Below are 16,180 nucleotides of genomic sequence, written 5' to 3'. Positions count from 1 at the left end.
AATATTGACGCCGATCAGAATCTGCGTCGATCGCCTTAAAAAACGCCACGTCATCTCGATGGCGTTTTTTCTTATGGATTATTACGGAAAACATGGTTAAGCGCCGCCGCAGCTGTTTAATAACGAGTACGACAGAAACATCGGTAGCAGAACAAGCTGATAAGGGCGGTGAATGCAATGACAATCCATTATTCATTAGATTGTTCGACAATTACGATTCTGGTGAAGCAGGTCGAGGAAGACGGCGCCGACCGTTACAATGTCAACATTCAAAGCAATAATAATCCGCTTAGCTTCGGCAACACCCTGATCTCCGCTTCGACGCAAGAAGAAGCGATCCGTATTGCCGATCAGCTCTGCACGTTCTTTACGATGGCTAGAGAACACGGATACCATCTTGAGGGGAGAAATTTCATCAAACCCGACAAGGCCGATATTCTGGCCGAAGATGTGCTCCTGCAGCGGAGAAGCAAGGATGAACTTATGGCGTTATTCATGCAGGATTAACTTTGATTCCTTATGAAGTATGAACGCAGGACCTCTTAGGAGGTCCTGTTTAAATTTGCTCTGTTCTTTTTGAAGCGCAAAGGCATTAAAGATCGGCGCCGCGTTACTATTTTGTAAACTCTCCGCATGGTGAACGTGATAAAGTTGGTTCTGGCTAATAAACTACTTATCACTGAAAGGGCGCAACCACCATGATTCGCAGCAGGAAGAACGTAAGAACGGCAAGACCTACAACAAGTACATCAGGAAAAGTAACAATCGATTCCGGCACCAGCACATCCAATAAACGCCGTTATATGCCAGGGCTTGACGGGCTTCGGGCGCTTGCCGTATTGGCCGTCCTCCTCTACCACCTGGATCTGAGCGCAGTACCCGGAGGCTTCCTGGGTGTTGGCGTGTTTTTTGTCTTGTCCGGCTATCTGATCACGGATTTGTTGGCCGCCGAGTGGCGGAAGCAGGGCCGTATTAATTTGAAGAACTTCTGGGTTCGCCGTTTTCGCCGACTGCTGCCTGCACTGGCCGTATTTCTTCTTGTCGTGGCTTTATGGACGCTCTTTACCGATACATCGAGGTTAAAAGAACTAAGCGGCAATATACTGACGGCGGCTTTGTACGTGAATAATTGGTGGTTGATCTTTCATCAGGTGTCTTATTTCGAGAGCTTCGGACCTCCTTCGCCCGTCGGCCATTTATGGTCCTTGGCGGTGGAGGAGCAGTTCTATGTGCTGTGGCCGTTTCTGATGCTCCTCGGCTTTCGTTTCGTGCGGATCCGCGGCCGATTGTTCGGTCTTATAATGGCCGGGGCGGCAGCTTCAGCAATCGCTATGGCCGTGCTTTATGAGCCTGGCTCAGATCCAAGCCGGGTGTATTACGGAACGGATACGAGAGCGTTCGGCTTATTGATCGGGGCTGCGCTGGCGATTGTCTGGCCGAGTGCCAGGCTATCCGAATCTGCTTCTCCCCGTTCAAGGCTTGCGATCGATCTGGTTGGGGGAGCGGGTCTATTGACGATTATCGTCATGATCGGGCGGGTGAGCGAGTTCGATGCGTTTCTATATCAAGGCGGATTTGTCGTCTTATCGGCAGCAACGGCCGCCGCGGTAGCCGCACTTGCGCATCCAGGCAGCAGACTTGGCGTTCTTATGAGCTGGAAACCGCTGCGCTGGATGGGTACGCGTTCATATGGCATTTACTTATGGCATTATTTCGTAATTTGTATAACGAAGCCGGCTATTCAGACGGGTGAAGTCAATCCGGCGTTCATGTTGTTCCAGATTGCACTAAGCTTCGTGCTCGCTGAGCTTTCATGGCGGTTTGTCGAGGAACCGGTTCGCAGCGGCAAGGCGGGTCAGGTATGGAAAAATGTACGGAGGCAGCAAAAGCTGCGCCGGCAATCAACTGATCGCCGACCTTCGCGTCGATGGAGAACTGCTGCGTGGCTGACGCCGTTATTCATTATTGGTATGATCGCTGCCGTGAATCGGGATATCATGATCTTCGATAGCATGGCTTCATCCGTACCCGACCAGGAAACGGTCCAATTGCCGCAGCAGCCTGCGGACAACAAAAATGGTTCTAACGGATCACTGCAGCCGCCGCCGCATAATAATACCGGCATCTCTGAGCGCAAAAACACGGACAGCTCATCGTCCGAAGGCAAAGGTTCAACCGGCAGCGCCGGAAGCCGTGACGGCAAGGAGAGCGGCGATTCACAGCCGCCTAACCGGAACGAGCCGAAACAACCCCCGTCCGAGATACCAGACCAACCTTCCGTCATCAAGCCCGCAGAGGAGAAATCGTCTGGAAGCGAAAACGGCAATAATGAGAAACGCGATAACCAAAGCAGCATCACGGCGATCGGGGACTCGGTTCTGCTGGGCGCTTCGAAAGAGCTTGAAGCGCTGCTGCCGGGGATCATAATCGATGCGAAGATCGGACGGCAGATGTCGCAGGCTGTGGACGCTGCCGCCGCGCTCAAGGCCAAGGGGAGATTAGGCTCCCATGTCATTATCGAATTGGGAACGAACGGACTTTTTACGAAGAAGCAACTAACGGCGCTGCTGGATTCGCTGCAGGACGCGAAGCAGATTCTCCTCGTCAATACCCGCGTGCCGCGCAGATGGGAAAAGGGCGTGAACGATATGCTGAGCAAGACGGCGGTGAACTACACGAATGTAACGATCGTCGACTGGTATCAAGCAAGCGCAGGCAAGGACGCTTATTTCGAGAAGGATGGCGTTCATCTGAATGCGGAAGGCGCGAAGGCGTATGTATCCTTGATTGCCAAGGCGGTCAAATAGGCAAATGATTCATTCTGGAGGATCCATTCCATCATAAACGGCTTGAGCGGAAGATTATTTTATATTGTAACTTACCCGAATTGCGAGTATGCTTCAGATGTGAGACCACTCATGACGAATGTTAGAAATTCAATACACTACATATGCGTTTTATGGAGGGATCCAACCCATGCCTTATTTATCGTTAACGACGTGGAGCCTGCACCGGCATCTCGGACCGCTGCATTGGACACGCTGGGATGCAGTTAGCAGGACACATACGGTAGAAATCCAGCAGCAGCCTGAAACCGTGCCGCTGCTTGACCTGCCGGGTATTCTTGCGGAGAAGGGGTTTTCCGCTGTAGAGCTATGCCACTTCAATCTGCCGGAAACGAGCGCAGAGTATTTGGGCAAGCTCCGTCAAGCCATTCAAGCAGCCGGTATTCGGCTGTATACGCTGCTTCTGGATTACGGCGACATTGCGAGTCCCGATCCGGCGCGCAGGACGGCCGATATTGCATTCATGAAGCAATGGATCGATTATGCAGCCGCAGCTGGAGCAGAACGGATCCGTATTATCGCTGGCGACTCGGATCCCTCCGACCAGGCAGGCTTCGACCGCGCAGCTGCCGCACTTCATGAGTTAATCGACTACGCTTCACCTCGCGGCGTCCGGGTCGTAACCGAGAATTTTCATTCCTTGACGTCCACGGCCGACAACTGTGTGGCTCTGCTTGACAATTGCGGCGACCATCTGGGCTTTACATCCGATTTCGGGAATTTCAAAGGCGCGGATAAATACGAATCGCTTATCCGGACCGTTCCCCGCAGCGAGTCAATTCACGCCAAAGCGATGACGGATGCGGAAGGAATGCCGGACGGGACAGAATTTGTGCGCTGCCTGGAGATCGTGAAGGATGCCGGCTATGAAGGACCGATAACGCTTGTATACGACGGGCCTGGCGATATGTGGGAAGGTATCCAAAGGGTAAGAGCGTTAGCCGCTCCTTACCTGACATAACGGGGGAGAATGTATGGAGGCTAAATTCTGTATGACATGCGGGGCACCGCTTATCCTGCGTGATATTGACGGGACCATGCGAATGGCTTGTTCAGATCTTACGTGCAAATTCGTGCACTGGGGCAATTACAGCATCGGAGTCGGTGCGCTGGTAGTCCGTGACGAGAAGGTATTGCTTGTTCGCAGGGCCCAAGAGCCCGGAAGAGGGTATTGGACCAACCCGGGCGGTTACGTCGAGCAAACGGAGCTCATCCATGAGACGATTCGCAGAGAAGTGAAGGAAGAGGCCGGCATTGATGCGGTTGTAACGACAGTCGTCGCATTCCGCGATCAGCCGCGGATGATTCATAACGTATATGTCGCCTTCGCCATGGACTATGTAGGCGGAGAGCCTGTTCCCGATGGGATTGAAGTGGATGCAGCCGGATTCTACAGCCTGGAAGAGATGGCGGAGATGAACGTCGCCGGCTTTACCAAATGGCTGGTTCATATTGCGCTGGGGCGCAAGTCGGACGGGCTTCTCATTGACGGAAACCCGATCGTCCCGCTGGAAGGATACGGTTTATTCCGGGCAGTATAAAACAAGAGCTGCGCAGCCGAAAGTATTTCCGGTCGCTGTTATTGCCAGGTTCTTGAACAATTTCGAGTGAAAAAACAAAACCTTTCCTTGTTCGAATGGAGGCGTTATCTTCCATCTACAATGGAAAGGTTTCTTCGTATATATCGAATCTTATACCCAAACCATCGATGAATGCTACCGGTTGATCATGCTGCGGGCAATCCATATACCCGCCGCGCCGGCTTGCGCCAATCCCCTTGTAATTCCGGCACCATCGCCGCCGCAGTACAAGCCGCGTATCTCGGTCTCCAGCTCGGTGGACAGTTTCGGTCTGGCGGAATAGAACTTGGCCTCCACGCCATAAAACAGCGTATGCTCGGAAGCGATGCCGGGCGTTACTTTCTCCAGCGCCTCCACCATCTCGACCAGGCTTTTCATCGTGTTATAGGGCAGGACGAGACCGAGGTCGCCAGCCACAGCTTCCTTGAGCGTCGGCTCGAGAAAGCCTTCCTGGATCCGGCTAGCCGTCGAACGGCGGCCCCGTAATATATCCCCATACTTCTGAACAATAATGCCTCCGCTTGAAAGATCATTCGCTCTCTTGCAAATTTCGCGGGCATACTCATTCGGCTTATCGAAGGGCTCCGTAAATTTATGGGACACGAGCAAAGCAAAGTTCGTGTTCGCGGAGCCGAGCGCCGGGTCCTTGAAGGAATGCCCGTTAGCGGCCATAACGCCGCTATGATTCTCTACGACCACATGTCCGGAAGGGTTGCTGCAGAACGTACGGACCCGGGTACCGACGGTTGTGTTATAGATGAATTTACCCTCATATAGATGCTCGTTGATCTCTCTCATGACGACGTCGGACGTTTCGACGCGGACGCCGACATCGACCTGGTTGTTGTACATCTTCAGCCGTCGCTTCTTCAGCACCTCGGTTAGCCAAGCCGAACCGTCGCGGCCAGGAGCAATCATAACCGAATCAGCTTCGATTAGGCTTCCGTTCTTCAATACGATTCCAGTAATTCGATGCCCGTCATCTGCGCGGGCCGTGGCGATATCATCGACTTCAGTCTTGAATGACATGTCTATGCGAGGTTTCAAATATTCGTAGATGGACTGTAAAATTTCGAGATTCTGCTCCGTACCCAAATGTCGCACCTGCGCGCGCAGCAGCTTCAAACCAGCCGCGTAGCCCCGCTGCTCAATATTGCGGATCGTCTCGGTTGTCGGATCGGTAATCGAGGTCGCAGCCCCGTGCTTGAGGTTAATATCATCGACGTATTGGATCAGTTCCAAAACTTTCGAAGGGGCCATATAGTCGGTCAGCCAGCCGCCGAATTCAGTCGTGATGTTAAACTTGCCGTCACTGTATGCACCCGCGCCGCCGAAGCCTGCCGTAATCGAGCAGGCGGGCAAGCAGCCGGCGTATTCCTTCCTGCCGCCCGGCGGCGGACATAGCTTGATTTTCTCTTCCAGAATCGGGCAGCTTCTGCGGTAAATATCATGCCCTTTATCAACCAGCAGCACTTTCCAATGCGGTGCTTTCAATGATAATTCATAACATGCGAATATGCCGGCGGGGCCGGCGCCTACCACAATGACATCGTACTTGTTCATCCTGTGAATCGTTCCTCCCCGATTTGTATCGTTTCGTCGACACGCCTGTCTTTCGCACAGAAAGCGCCAAACCGATGAAAAAAACCTGGCGGCAAACGGGTATGCGAAAGGCAACCCATTCGTAGCCAGGAATTTAAGGTTCCTTGTAGAAACCCCCAAACCTTATCTTTGAGGATATACGAACAGTCATATGGTGTTGTGCATGGAAATCGTAACGCATAAAGACGAATGCGTCAACAGGTGTATGTCCGATTATTCGCCTTTGATCCGATGTTATCTTGGTATATTGCCTTATATAACCATTTTATGATCGCAAAGGCGAACAATATGCATGAATAAATGAACGGAGCATCGGAGCCGGCTTTGGAAAAAGCGCCAAGGAACGAGCCCTATCACCCGGCCGTTATCGTCATAGATGATTTCCCACGGGATGTCGTTCATGTAGGGGTCATTTAGCATTCCCTTCTAGTTGGAGTTAGTCGGATCTCCTCCATAGGTAAAAAAGGAAATGAATCCCTCTCTATCGAATGAAACTTTACGGAGGGGGTTAACTATGGACAAATTAAAGAGGAAGATAAAGGATATTTTTGATGTTGGTGGCGAAGGAACAGCATCAATTATCGGAAGTGTCATCTCCGACGGGGTAGCTGGTCAGATTTTACCAGGAGTCACTTCAGCCTATATGTCTTACAAACAAAAGAGGACAGAGCAAAATATCGCACGTTTTGCCGAGGAAGTGAAAGCAAAGGAACATCTTTTTGATGAAAGGCTTTCACGAGTTGAAGAAACGGTAATGGAGTCATTAAAAGAAAAATATGTTGGCGTTGTAACGGAATATGCAATTGATGAAATACAAGAAGAGAAGATAAAATTTTTAGTCAATGGATTGTTGAGTTTATCCTTACACGAGGTGGTTCAAGAAGATTTTGTTCTGACCTATTATGATACCCTCCGGGAGCTTAGGATGGCTGATATATCTGTTCTGAAATTCTATTATGAAATCAGTAATGGAACCAATACAAATCAGTATACAGATTTGCTACCTTCTTGGAATTTAGATGAAGATCAATACCTTGCCGTTAGAGAAAAATTGGCTAGATTAGGACTTTTAAAAACCCGGCGCGAATCTGAAGTAGATCATCTGTACCGGAATGTGATTGACATTCAGAATTTTCTGGAGGCAGCCTCAAAAGGAAAATCAGCAAAACTTGCCAGATTTAAGAGGCTCACTAAAAATGATAATTATTTTATCTCGATGTTCGGGAGAAGCTTCATTGAATTCTTCGTCAATGAAGAAGAAATTGTTATCTAGTACCAGCCATCTCATCGACATTCTAAATGCAAAGCCCTCACTGACCTAATCGGCTGGTGAGGGCTTTTTGTTTTTTATGGTTTTAGCCAAATTCCGCCGGTTCCATCAAAGTTACGGCCAAATGTAATCAATGGAGATTTATCATCTGTTTTAACAAGAAAGACAGCCCAACCGCTGTGTGATGCTCCCGCATAAAGATTGGATCGTAGTTCTGGTTCCGGAGCTACTACAATAACTGAATTATAATCTTTACCATCCGAAGAGACGAGTGTAAACTGTAAACCACTTATTGAAACCGTAGCATCCGCTTTTTTATTCGAAAGGACTTTGACGTTTATTTTTGCCAGTAAGTACTCGTACCCCTCTGGAGCAGCATCGTTAAACATATTTGCGGAGGCAACCTTGTTCCCTGCTTCACTTCCACGGATTACCTCTTCCAATGCGATCTCAGCCGTATATTTATCAAGGAGACCATCCGCATCAAAAGTCACTTTTGAACCAATTGGCGCAGGCGTACTGCGCGAATAACCAATTTTCGAACTGGTTTCTTTCGAAGGAATATCAGTTTTAGGTGCAGTGGGGGCGGTTGCTCCCTTGCTCGTAACCTTAACTGTATTCGTACTTGACTCATACTGTACGGTTGCGCCAAGCATCTCTCCCGCAGCTCTCAGCGGTACGTATGTAACTCCTTTGATTACCACTGGATCTACAGATGCTTTCTTACCATCGACGATTAGCGTCATCTTTGCTGCGGCATAACCGCCTGCGGCTGCCAAGACTAACATGAACGTTGCTATGATGCTTGACCAGATTACTTTCTTTTTCATTGATGTCATCCCCTTCATTATTCTCCCTCTGTTGGATTATGTGTGACTGGGTTTCCAGTCTGCACCATTCTACTACAGAACGGAAGAAACGGGAATATCTAATTAGGTCTCCATGATGAGGGAAATTAAAGTGGGGAGTTTAAGTTCTTTGGCGAAAAATAAAGTTCTTTAGGCGAGAGGAGCGGAACGTGGCGATGTTCAGGACGGCCGAATGACCAGTATTGAAGATATCTTAGCAATTAACAGATTTGAATTATATTCTTGGAGTTAAGCAGTACTGTACAACCCCCAGCTTTGGGGGGGATATTTGTTTCAAGTCTACGGATTCCAAAATGTTAGAAATAGAGGAAATAATCCTTCTGGCTGAAGATAGCAGTCGTCAATCAAATCAGACTGCAGAAGGATCGACCCCAAAACAGTTGCTTCTGCTTCGAATTGCATCAGTCACCTACCACCCTTCCGCCCCCGATAAGCTTAGGCTTATACTGTTCAAAAATTGGTGACAACTTTTCTTTAGGATTTGTAACCTTTTTGAAACAAATTGGGCACTACGCTCGTTTATAGTTATAACAGGGTAAGAAATTGTTGGAATACGGTTTCGGATCTGTGAAAGAAGTGTGAAGCAGTCAGTAGCTAAGCAGCTTGGTGCGAACATCGGATGCATGATTAAAGGAGAGGTTCAATATGAAAAAAACAGGTTTGAGCGTCGCTGTAACAGGATTGGCCGTATTATTTTTTATTGCAACCGCATATGCAGTCGGGAATGAAGAATATAAACCCGTTGAGAAGACATCCGATACAACCACCGCCTACATACATCAAATTGTTAATAAGGATGGTAAGGTGCTTCTTACCGTAGACGATATCGACTGGTACGAAGGTGCCGAAGCCGACAAAGTATTTCTCGAGCGCGAACCGGATTCCGGCGAAGAAGGAACACCGGACGGTTATTATATTGTGAATGATAAAGAGGAGCTTCACGCCCTCGAGGTTGCTCCTAACGCCCAGATCGTTATGCAGGTGTTTGACAAAACCGGCAAGATCGAAGATGTTGACGTGGATTGGAATCAAGCCGTCACGCTGACGGAGTTCCAAGAAATATTTATGAACAACAAGATTGTCGACGTCAGCCAGTATCCGTTCCATCTGACGGTACAGGACGGCAAAGTCGTGAAGATCATTCAACAATACCTTCCTTAAGAAGCTATCATCCATAACCGCCATACCTGAAGCCGAACTCGCATCCGCGATGTTCGGTTTTTTTGTATGGGTTAGCGAACATAGAACAAAGTGAAGGATATTTTCTGCTGAGCGAGCAGACCCGCAAGGAAGCGATTCAACGGATCAATCCTTATAAGGGCAGGTTTCCCATAGTTAAGCGGGAATCCTGTCTTTTTGACTTGCAGGAAAAGACGGGCTTGAAGATGGATATGGCGGCAGGTTTTACCGTATAGTTAAGTAGATGCATGAATGGACGGCAGGATGGCCTTCGGATGGCTGCATCCGCGAAACCTAGTCGAGAATAGAGGTTATGAAGCATGAAGATCGTTGTCGTATCCGATACGCATATGCCGCGGATGGCGAAGAAGCTTCCGGATCGGTTATTATGGGAACTGAGAGACGCGGATGCCATTATTCATGCCGGCGATTGGACACAGTTGTCCGTTTACGAAGAATTGGCAGCTTATGCTCCAACTATCGGGGTAGCGGGTAATAATGACGGAGCAGGCATTATCAAGCAGTTCGGTTTACGGAAACAGCTCGAATATGAAGGGCACCGGATCGGTATCGTGCATGGGCACGGGACGGGCAAACGGTTAAATACCGAGAATAGAGCGCTGGATACGTTCATAGGGATGGGGATGGACGTCATTATATTCGGTCATTCGCACATTCCGCTCAAGAGGCAGGCCGGAAGCGTCCTCCTGTTCAATCCAGGATCGCCGACGGACAAGAGAAGACAGCCGCGCTACTCGTTCGGCATTATGAAGCTGAATCCAGGTTTCTTGAAGGCCGACCATGTTTATTACGACGATAAAGATTAGCTTGGAGGCATGCAGATGAGTCAATCGACGGTCCGTGAATGGACGGAGACCGATATCGATGAGGCGGTCCGGAAGCAGAAACTATATTTTGCCGGATTGGAGACGAGGTCCGTTGCCTTCCGATTAGCGCAGCTGCATCGGCTGAAGGAAGCTGTGAAGCGCAACGAGGAAGACATATTAAAGGCGCTATATATGGATTTGGGCAAATCGGATATGGAAGCTTATACGAGCGAAGTCGGCTTCGTCTATCAAGAGATTAACCTGACCGTTAAGAAGCTGAAGAAATGGGCGAAGCAAAGACGGGTGAAAACCGCGCTGACGCATATCGGCTCCAAAGGCTGGGTGCAGCCCGAGCCCTATGGGACGGTACTCATCATCGCGCCTTGGAACTATCCGTTCCAGCTGGTGTTGGCTCCGCTGATCGGCGCGATGGCCGCCGGGAACACGGCTGTCATTAAACCGTCCGAGCTGACGCCGAATGTGTCGAAGGTGATGGCCAGGATAATAGGCGATTTTTTTCATCCGGACTATCTGGCCGTAATCGAAGGCGGACTTGAAGCGAGCCAAGCGCTCTTGAAGCAGCCCTTCGATTATATCTTTTTTACAGGAAGCACGGGTGTAGGAAAAGTAGTGATGGAGGCCGCAGCCAAGCGGTTGATCCCGGTCACGCTTGAATTGGGAGGCAAGAGTCCTTGTATCGTTCACAACGATGCGAATGTGAAGCTGGCCGCCAAGCGGATCGCATTCGGCAAGTTTATGAATGTCGGACAAACCTGTATCGCGCCCGATTATTTGTATGTGCATCAATCGATGAAGCCGCAGCTTATTCTGGCGATTCAGGAAGCCGTCGAGCAATTTTACGGTTCGGATCCGATCCGTCTGGATCGTTACGGAAAAATTGTGAACGAGAAGCATTTCAACCGATTGCTGGCCTATCTGAAGGACGGAACGGTTGTCTATGGCGGAACCTATGATGCGGACAAGCATAAGATCGCTCCCACGCTGCTGGATCAGGTGGATTGGAATGACGCCGTCATGCAGGATGAAATATTCGGCCCCATATTGCCGATTATAGCCTATGACGATCTTCAAGACGTGATCGATACGGTCAATCGCCATCCGAAGCCGCTCGCCTTGTATCTATTCTCTGACAATGCGGATGTGCAGCGGCGGATTACGACAAGCATTTCCTTCGGGGGCGGCTGTATCAACGACACGCTCATGCACATTGCGACGCCGCATCTGCCTTTCGGCGGTGTAGGAGGGAGCGGGATGGGCAGCTATCATGGCGAATACAGCTTTCAAACCTTCAGCCATTACAAGAGCATCTTGAAGCAGACGAATCGGTTCGATCTGAGCTTCCGTTATCCGTCATCCCGGAACAAGCTGGGGCTTGTGAAGCGAATTATGAAGTAGCTGCCGGCTGCGCAGCATGCCATCATCACATCAAGGGAGGAATTAGAATGGAGTCTAGAGAGTCCGATCAGAAGAAGCGTCTGGAGCAGATGGAACAGGAGCTCGTCGAGCGCCTGACATCCGAGGAGCTGGACAATACGGAGCAGGAGCGCAAGGTGAAAGCGAAGCTGTCGCCAAAATACGAGATCCGCATTCAAACAAAGCATGATCCGATTGTCGAGGAAACGAAGCTGTACCGGGAAATGGCGCAAGAGGTTGACGACCGGTACGAGCGTTATATGAACCGTGTTCAGCCTGAATTGAAGCCTGATCCGGATAAAGACGAGTAGCTGCAGATAAGCTCGATTGGGTTACACAAGAAGGGCACAATGCTCATCAAGCATGTGCCCTTCTTGTGTATGTAGGTGAGTGTGCGCTAACGCAGTTTCGGCAGAAACGGGCGCAGCGCCCGGATGAGGAATGCAGCGGCGACCGCTTTGATGGCATCGCCCGGCAGGAATGGATAGCATGCGGCTGCGAGCGCTTTCGATACGCTCATACCGCTCTTCTGGGTCAGCCATGCTACTCCGGCGATATATTCGGCAATGATGCCGAAGGCGACGATACCTAATAGCAGAATCATAAACTGCTTCTTATTCAGCTGCTTCGTATGGCGGAACAGCCGATCGCTCACCCAGCCGATCAACAGCGCGGCGAAGGGGAACATCCAGATAAAGCCCGCAGTCGGACCTAGCATGTAGGACAATCCGCCATTGCCGTGAAGCAGCGGCAAGCCCGTAGCAGTCAAGAGAACAACGACGGCGATGCTCCAGAAGCCGTATCGGGCTCCCAGCAGGCCGCCGGCGATCATTACGGCAAAGGTCTGCAGCGTAATCGGAATCGGCGTGAACCATAACGGAATCTGAATGGAGCTGAACGCAATGAACAGAGCGGCGAACAAAGCGGTAAAGACAATTCCCCGTATCCATGAAACGGGATGGGCTGCAGCCGTTGATGCTGCGCTCGATGATTGAGTTGATGGTGTAGGCATTGTCAAATCTCTCCTTGAATGTTAACCTATATTTGCGTTCATGGTTAACAATAAATCATTTTATCATGGGATTATCAGGTTGGGAAGAGGGAATTTCGTGACGGAACCACGATTATCAGAACCGCTGAGATTGACGGATTTATCGATATATGGGAATTCTGAAGCTACCAAGCGAATCTTGGGGCCCATTAACATAACTTTGCAAGCTGGAGAATGGTTGTACTTGGCGGGGGTCAACGGGAGCGGCAAAACGACGCTGGCCCGATTGTTAGCGGGGTTAACAATTGAGGGCGTTAATGGAGAGCGGTGCCGGGGATTTGCCGGAGACATGCCCTCTCCGTATGTCATGCAGCAGCCGGAAGCGCAGCTGTTCGGGGAAACGCCGCGCGAAGAAATCCATTTTGCTTTGGAATGGCTTGGGCTGCCGGCGGATGCCATTCTACCGAATACGGAACGTATTTTGGAGGAAACCGGCCTTCTTGCATTCGCAGACTATACTTGGGACCGGTTGTCCGGCGGACAGCGTCAGCTTGCGGCTGTGGCAGCAGCTGCTGCCGGGGAAGCGCCATTAATCGTCTTTGATGAAGCAACTTCAATGCTCGACGACCGGTCCAGCCATATCGTTCACCAGTTGGCCCGGTCGCTGCACGGTCAAGGGACGGCAGTCGTCTGGGTAACGCAGCGGCTTCATGAGCTAGAGCCATCTTCGCGCGTCGCTGCCTTATCCGGAGGGGTGATTCGCTATGACGGAACGGTTCGCGGGTTTCTGCATGGAGATACCGGTCATGACGTTCATGAGCCGTCGCCATGCGAACGCTGCGGTCTTCGATTGCCATACTTAGCCTCTCTTGGAGCACAGCTCCATCGTCAAGGCGTGATCGAGCCTCCGATCCCCTTGTCAGCCGGCGAGTGGCGGGAGGTACTGGATAAATGATGAATTCGCATCTTATGCCATTGACGATACAGGGCCAGCAAGGGGCGGATGGAAAGCTGCAGCTGCAGCAAGGCGAAATAACGGTATTGATGGGACCGAACGGAGCGGGGAAAACGCGCTTCATGGAAATCGCGGCTGGGCTTAGAGATGAAGGGAATTTGCAAATTTCCTTCGGCGAGGAGAAGCTGTGGACCGGGGATGAAGCACGCAAGAGAAGAAGAAATTCGGCAGCGCTGCGCTCCTACAGCTACGCCTGCCAATCGCCTGAGGAGCAGCTGTTCGCCCGTTCCGTGGAAACCGAGCTTGAATATGTATTGAAATCATACTGGCTGTCCGGGCCAGCGAAGGAGCAGCGAATCGACCAAGCGCTTTCCGCGGTCGGATGGGATCGTTCTTGGCTGCAGCGCGACCCATACCAGATGAGCGGCGGCGAACGCAGGCGGGCGGCGCTTGCCTGTCTGTTCGCAGCGCCTGCCGCGTGGCTGCTGCTTGATGAGCCGACAGCCGGATTGGATGCAGCAGGTCATGAGCTTCTAGGGATCCAATTGAACGATTGCAAGGCAGCCGGGCAGGGCGTACTGCTCATCTCGCATGATACCGATTGGGCGCTTGCATTAGCCGATACCGTTCTGCTCTTGCGTCCGGATGGGATTATGAGGCGCTGCCGCAGGAACGAAATTGTCGCTAATCCCGACCTGCTCGTACAGTCCGGGATGAACGTTCCGGAATGGCTCATCGTCGCCCATGAGATGTGGAGGCGGGGCGTATCAGCCGAAGACGTGTGGGATCCCGCCAAGCTAGCGGCTGCACTGACAGAGCTCGGCACCGACCCGATTCCTATCAGAAATAAGGAAACTGGAACAGCAATCTATCCACCGCTTACACAACCGGAGGCACAAGAGCTGAATGTTGGGGATCGCCATCTGGCGTCTGTGCGGATGCGGCCGTCTCCGATTGCCGCTTTCGACCCTCGTTCGGTATGGATCGCTTATATTTTGCTCTCCACGGGGATGTTTCTGCAGAAATCATGGTCGGGCATCGCTTGGAGCGTGCTCCTGACCGCTGCTGCGATCACTATTGGCCGCATTCCGCTCCGGCGCTGGCGGGGGCCGATCATGGCGCTGGGACTATTCGTCGTCATTATCTCCATTATGGCAGGCCTGGGGAAACAGGCAAACGGCTCCTTTTGGAACTGGGCAGCGTTTCTGAACGCAATGCAGACGTTCACGCGTCCTTGGCTTGCGATGCTGATCGGATTAGGTTTGCCGCTTGCAATTACGCCGCTGCGGCTGCGGCGATCCTTGGAGCAATTATTCACTTTCCGCGGCCGCATGCCATTATGGGGACAGCAAGTCATATTGACGGTCACGCTGCTGCTGCGCTTCGTTCCCGTGCTTCTCTCCGAATGGGAGCGGTTCTCCCGCATTGCCGTCGCCCGCGGGAAAGTAACGCGTATGACGTGGCGGGGAGCGGCCGGACGGCTGCGGGACACGTCCATTCCTTTCATGCTGGCTCTCTTCCGCCTGGCCGAGCAAGTAGCGAATGCGCTCGAAAGCCGGGGCGTAGGCAGGCGAAGCTACCCTGCACTGCGAATGACCGAGCGATGGCGGCGGCGCGACAGTGTTCTGGTTGCCGCCAGCTTGGGACTATTCGCGTTCTTATGGTGGTGGGCGGTCAATTCATGAACGGGGGGATCGAATCCATATCCCGATATTGATTCGGCGATTGCCGGGTCCACCGCCGGAATTGCCTGGAGAAGTGGCTGACCGAATGGAAGCCGAGCGTGTCTGCAATATCGCCGACAGACATGTTGGTCGTCGTCAGCAGCTCCTTCGCCTTGGCCAGCTTGACCCGGCTTACATATTTGCGCGGCGAAATGCCATAGACCTGCTGAAAGACTTTCGAGCACTGGCTCAGACTGAGGTTGAGCGACTGAGCGACATGCGCGATTGAAGCATCGGAGTACTGCTGCTTATTCAGCTGCTCCTCGATCTGATGCGCCAGATCCAAGGTGAAGGCGGATACGCGGCTGGCCGGAAAGGCGGGCTTCGCATCCTGTTCTTTCTTCGGATCGCGCAGCATGCTTAGCATTTCATGTATAATGAGCAGAATGTTCGCTTGGATGAACAATTTATCTTCGAAGGAGATATCGATGTATCGTTCTTCTCCTGTCGTTATCTGCTCGCCAATCAGCATTCCTTGCCCGATTAATCGTTCCATCTGCCGGACATACATGGTGAGCTTGTCCAGCTGTGTATTCGAACCGGAAATATGCTTGCAGGGCGAGCTCCCAAGCCGTTTTCTCGCCTCCTGGTCATCGATGTCGAAGTGGACATTGAAGAAGGCAAAATCCTGCCCGGCACTGTTGTGCATGCCATGCTTAACGCCCGATTTGATCAGCAGCCAATCCCCTTTGCGCAGCGTTAATATCGAATGATTCACGTCAACATTGATTTCGCCCTCCATGCAGCACAGAAGCTCAAACAGATGATGATGATGTTTCGGGTACTGCCATGAAGGCGGCTTGATTCCAAAGTGACACCCTATGATATGAAGGGTGTTTGTCGTATTGGGAAATCGCAATAATACATCCATCGATTCACATTCCCTTCAACAGCTCTTAAGCA

General features: G+C 51.3%; 15 protein-coding genes and 1 riboswitch. Of the genes, 11 read left to right on the top strand and 4 right to left on the bottom strand.

Going from position 1 to position 16,180, the window contains the following annotated elements:
• Positions 1–177 precede the first annotated feature (177 nt).
• The 4 genes from L1F29_RS19440 to L1F29_RS19425 all read left to right on the top strand — a co-directional run bounded on the left by L1F29_RS19440 (position 178) and on the right by L1F29_RS19425 (position 4,387).
• On the top strand, positions 178–507 hold the full coding sequence (locus L1F29_RS19440; RefSeq protein WP_258383717.1) for a hypothetical protein: 330 nt from the start codon (positions 178–180) through the stop codon (positions 505–507).
• A gap of 191 nt (positions 508–698) precedes the next feature.
• The gene (locus L1F29_RS19435; protein ID WP_258383716.1) at positions 699–2,807 is read left to right on the top strand and encodes an acyltransferase family protein; all 2,109 of its coding nucleotides are present in this window, start codon (positions 699–701) and stop codon (positions 2,805–2,807) included.
• 169 nt (positions 2,808–2,976) lie between these two features.
• The gene (locus L1F29_RS19430; RefSeq protein ID WP_258383715.1) at positions 2,977–3,807 is read left to right on the top strand and encodes a sugar phosphate isomerase/epimerase family protein; all 831 of its coding nucleotides are present in this window, start codon (positions 2,977–2,979) and stop codon (positions 3,805–3,807) included.
• Positions 3,808–3,820: 13 nt separating this feature from the next.
• Entirely contained in the window at positions 3,821–4,387 is a 567-nt protein-coding gene (locus tag L1F29_RS19425) for an NUDIX domain-containing protein (protein ID WP_258383714.1), read from the top strand.
• Positions 4,388–4,561: 174 nt separating this feature from the next.
• On the opposite strand, the gene L1F29_RS19420 is transcribed toward L1F29_RS19425, so the two are convergent.
• The gene (locus L1F29_RS19420; RefSeq protein ID WP_258383713.1) at positions 4,562–5,989 is read right to left on the bottom strand and encodes an NAD(P)/FAD-dependent oxidoreductase; all 1,428 of its coding nucleotides are present in this window, start codon (positions 5,987–5,989) and stop codon (positions 4,562–4,564) included.
• Between the two features lie 102 nt (positions 5,990–6,091).
• Positions 6,092–6,191, bottom strand: a riboswitch (purine riboswitch).
• 351 nt (positions 6,192–6,542) lie between these two features.
• Between L1F29_RS19420 and L1F29_RS19415 the strand changes: the two genes are divergently transcribed.
• A complete protein-coding gene (locus tag L1F29_RS19415; RefSeq protein WP_258383712.1) occupies positions 6,543–7,301 on the top strand; it encodes a hypothetical protein in 759 nt (252 codons plus the stop codon).
• A gap of 74 nt (positions 7,302–7,375) precedes the next feature.
• On the opposite strand, the gene L1F29_RS19410 is transcribed toward L1F29_RS19415, so the two are convergent.
• Positions 7,376–8,128 (bottom strand): stalk domain-containing protein, encoded by a 753-nt coding sequence (locus tag L1F29_RS19410; protein WP_258383711.1) that lies wholly within the window; start codon positions 8,126–8,128, stop codon positions 7,376–7,378.
• 684 nt (positions 8,129–8,812) lie between these two features.
• Here L1F29_RS19410 and L1F29_RS19405 point away from each other — a divergent pair.
• The 4 genes from L1F29_RS19405 to L1F29_RS19390 all read left to right on the top strand — a co-directional run bounded on the left by L1F29_RS19405 (position 8,813) and on the right by L1F29_RS19390 (position 11,918).
• A complete protein-coding gene (locus L1F29_RS19405) occupies positions 8,813–9,328 on the top strand; it encodes a hypothetical protein (RefSeq protein ID WP_258383710.1) in 516 nt (171 codons plus the stop codon).
• Between the two features lie 338 nt (positions 9,329–9,666).
• On the top strand, positions 9,667–10,173 hold the full coding sequence (locus L1F29_RS19400) for a metallophosphoesterase family protein (protein ID WP_258383709.1): 507 nt from the start codon (positions 9,667–9,669) through the stop codon (positions 10,171–10,173).
• Positions 10,174–10,188: 15 nt separating this feature from the next.
• The gene (locus L1F29_RS19395; RefSeq protein ID WP_258383708.1) at positions 10,189–11,589 is read left to right on the top strand and encodes an aldehyde dehydrogenase; all 1,401 of its coding nucleotides are present in this window, start codon (positions 10,189–10,191) and stop codon (positions 11,587–11,589) included.
• Between the two features lie 47 nt (positions 11,590–11,636).
• Positions 11,637–11,918 (top strand): hypothetical protein, encoded by a 282-nt coding sequence (locus L1F29_RS19390; protein WP_258383707.1) that lies wholly within the window; start codon positions 11,637–11,639, stop codon positions 11,916–11,918.
• Between the two features lie 86 nt (positions 11,919–12,004).
• Here L1F29_RS19390 and L1F29_RS19385 read toward each other — a convergent pair whose 3' ends face one another.
• Positions 12,005–12,619 (bottom strand): biotin transporter BioY, encoded by a 615-nt coding sequence (locus L1F29_RS19385; protein ID WP_258383706.1) that lies wholly within the window; start codon positions 12,617–12,619, stop codon positions 12,005–12,007.
• 223 nt (positions 12,620–12,842) lie between these two features.
• Here L1F29_RS19385 and L1F29_RS19380 point away from each other — a divergent pair, with 223 nt between their 5' ends.
• Both L1F29_RS19380 and L1F29_RS19375 read left to right on the top strand, forming a co-directional pair.
• Positions 12,843–13,553, top strand: coding sequence for an ATP-binding cassette domain-containing protein (locus L1F29_RS19380; protein WP_258383705.1), 711 nt, complete (start codon positions 12,843–12,845; stop codon positions 13,551–13,553).
• Positions 13,550–15,238 (top strand): ATP-binding cassette domain-containing protein, encoded by a 1,689-nt coding sequence (locus L1F29_RS19375; RefSeq protein ID WP_258383704.1) that lies wholly within the window; start codon positions 13,550–13,552, stop codon positions 15,236–15,238. Before L1F29_RS19380 ends, L1F29_RS19375 begins: the two co-directional genes overlap by 4 nt.
• On the opposite strand, the gene L1F29_RS19370 is transcribed toward L1F29_RS19375, so the two are convergent.
• On the bottom strand, positions 15,228–16,148 hold the full coding sequence (locus L1F29_RS19370) for an AraC family transcriptional regulator (RefSeq protein WP_258383703.1): 921 nt from the start codon (positions 16,146–16,148) through the stop codon (positions 15,228–15,230). The genes L1F29_RS19375 and L1F29_RS19370 overlap by 11 nt on opposite strands.
• Positions 16,149–16,180 lie beyond the last annotated feature (32 nt).

This window comes from Paenibacillus spongiae, assembly GCF_024734895.1.
GTDB classification, from domain to species: Bacteria; Bacillota; Bacilli; order Paenibacillales; family Paenibacillaceae; genus Paenibacillus_Z; species Paenibacillus_Z spongiae.
This window is presented reverse-complemented; position numbering and strand designations above follow the sequence as displayed.

Coding starts and splice junctions, on each gene's coding strand:
- L1F29_RS19440 (WP_258383717.1), top strand. CDS start 178: ATGACAATCCATTATTCATTAGATTGTTCGACAATTACGATTCTGGTG.
- L1F29_RS19435 (WP_258383716.1), top strand. CDS start 699: ATGATTCGCAGCAGGAAGAACGTAAGAACGGCAAGACCTACAACAAGT.
- L1F29_RS19430 (WP_258383715.1), top strand. CDS start 2,977: ATGCCTTATTTATCGTTAACGACGTGGAGCCTGCACCGGCATCTCGGA.
- L1F29_RS19425 (WP_258383714.1), top strand. CDS start 3,821: ATGGAGGCTAAATTCTGTATGACATGCGGGGCACCGCTTATCCTGCGT.
- L1F29_RS19420 (WP_258383713.1), bottom strand. CDS start 5,989: ATGAACAAGTACGATGTCATTGTGGTAGGCGCCGGCCCCGCCGGCATA.
- L1F29_RS19415 (WP_258383712.1), top strand. CDS start 6,543: ATGGACAAATTAAAGAGGAAGATAAAGGATATTTTTGATGTTGGTGGC.
- L1F29_RS19410 (WP_258383711.1), bottom strand. CDS start 8,128: ATGAAAAAGAAAGTAATCTGGTCAAGCATCATAGCAACGTTCATGTTA.
- L1F29_RS19405 (WP_258383710.1), top strand. CDS start 8,813: ATGAAAAAAACAGGTTTGAGCGTCGCTGTAACAGGATTGGCCGTATTA.
- L1F29_RS19400 (WP_258383709.1), top strand. CDS start 9,667: ATGAAGATCGTTGTCGTATCCGATACGCATATGCCGCGGATGGCGAAG.
- L1F29_RS19395 (WP_258383708.1), top strand. CDS start 10,189: ATGAGTCAATCGACGGTCCGTGAATGGACGGAGACCGATATCGATGAG.
- L1F29_RS19390 (WP_258383707.1), top strand. CDS start 11,637: ATGGAGTCTAGAGAGTCCGATCAGAAGAAGCGTCTGGAGCAGATGGAA.
- L1F29_RS19385 (WP_258383706.1), bottom strand. CDS start 12,619: ATGCCTACACCATCAACTCAATCATCGAGCGCAGCATCAACGGCTGCA.
- L1F29_RS19375 (WP_258383704.1), top strand. CDS start 13,550: ATGATGAATTCGCATCTTATGCCATTGACGATACAGGGCCAGCAAGGG.
- L1F29_RS19370 (WP_258383703.1), bottom strand. CDS start 16,148: ATGGATGTATTATTGCGATTTCCCAATACGACAAACACCCTTCATATC.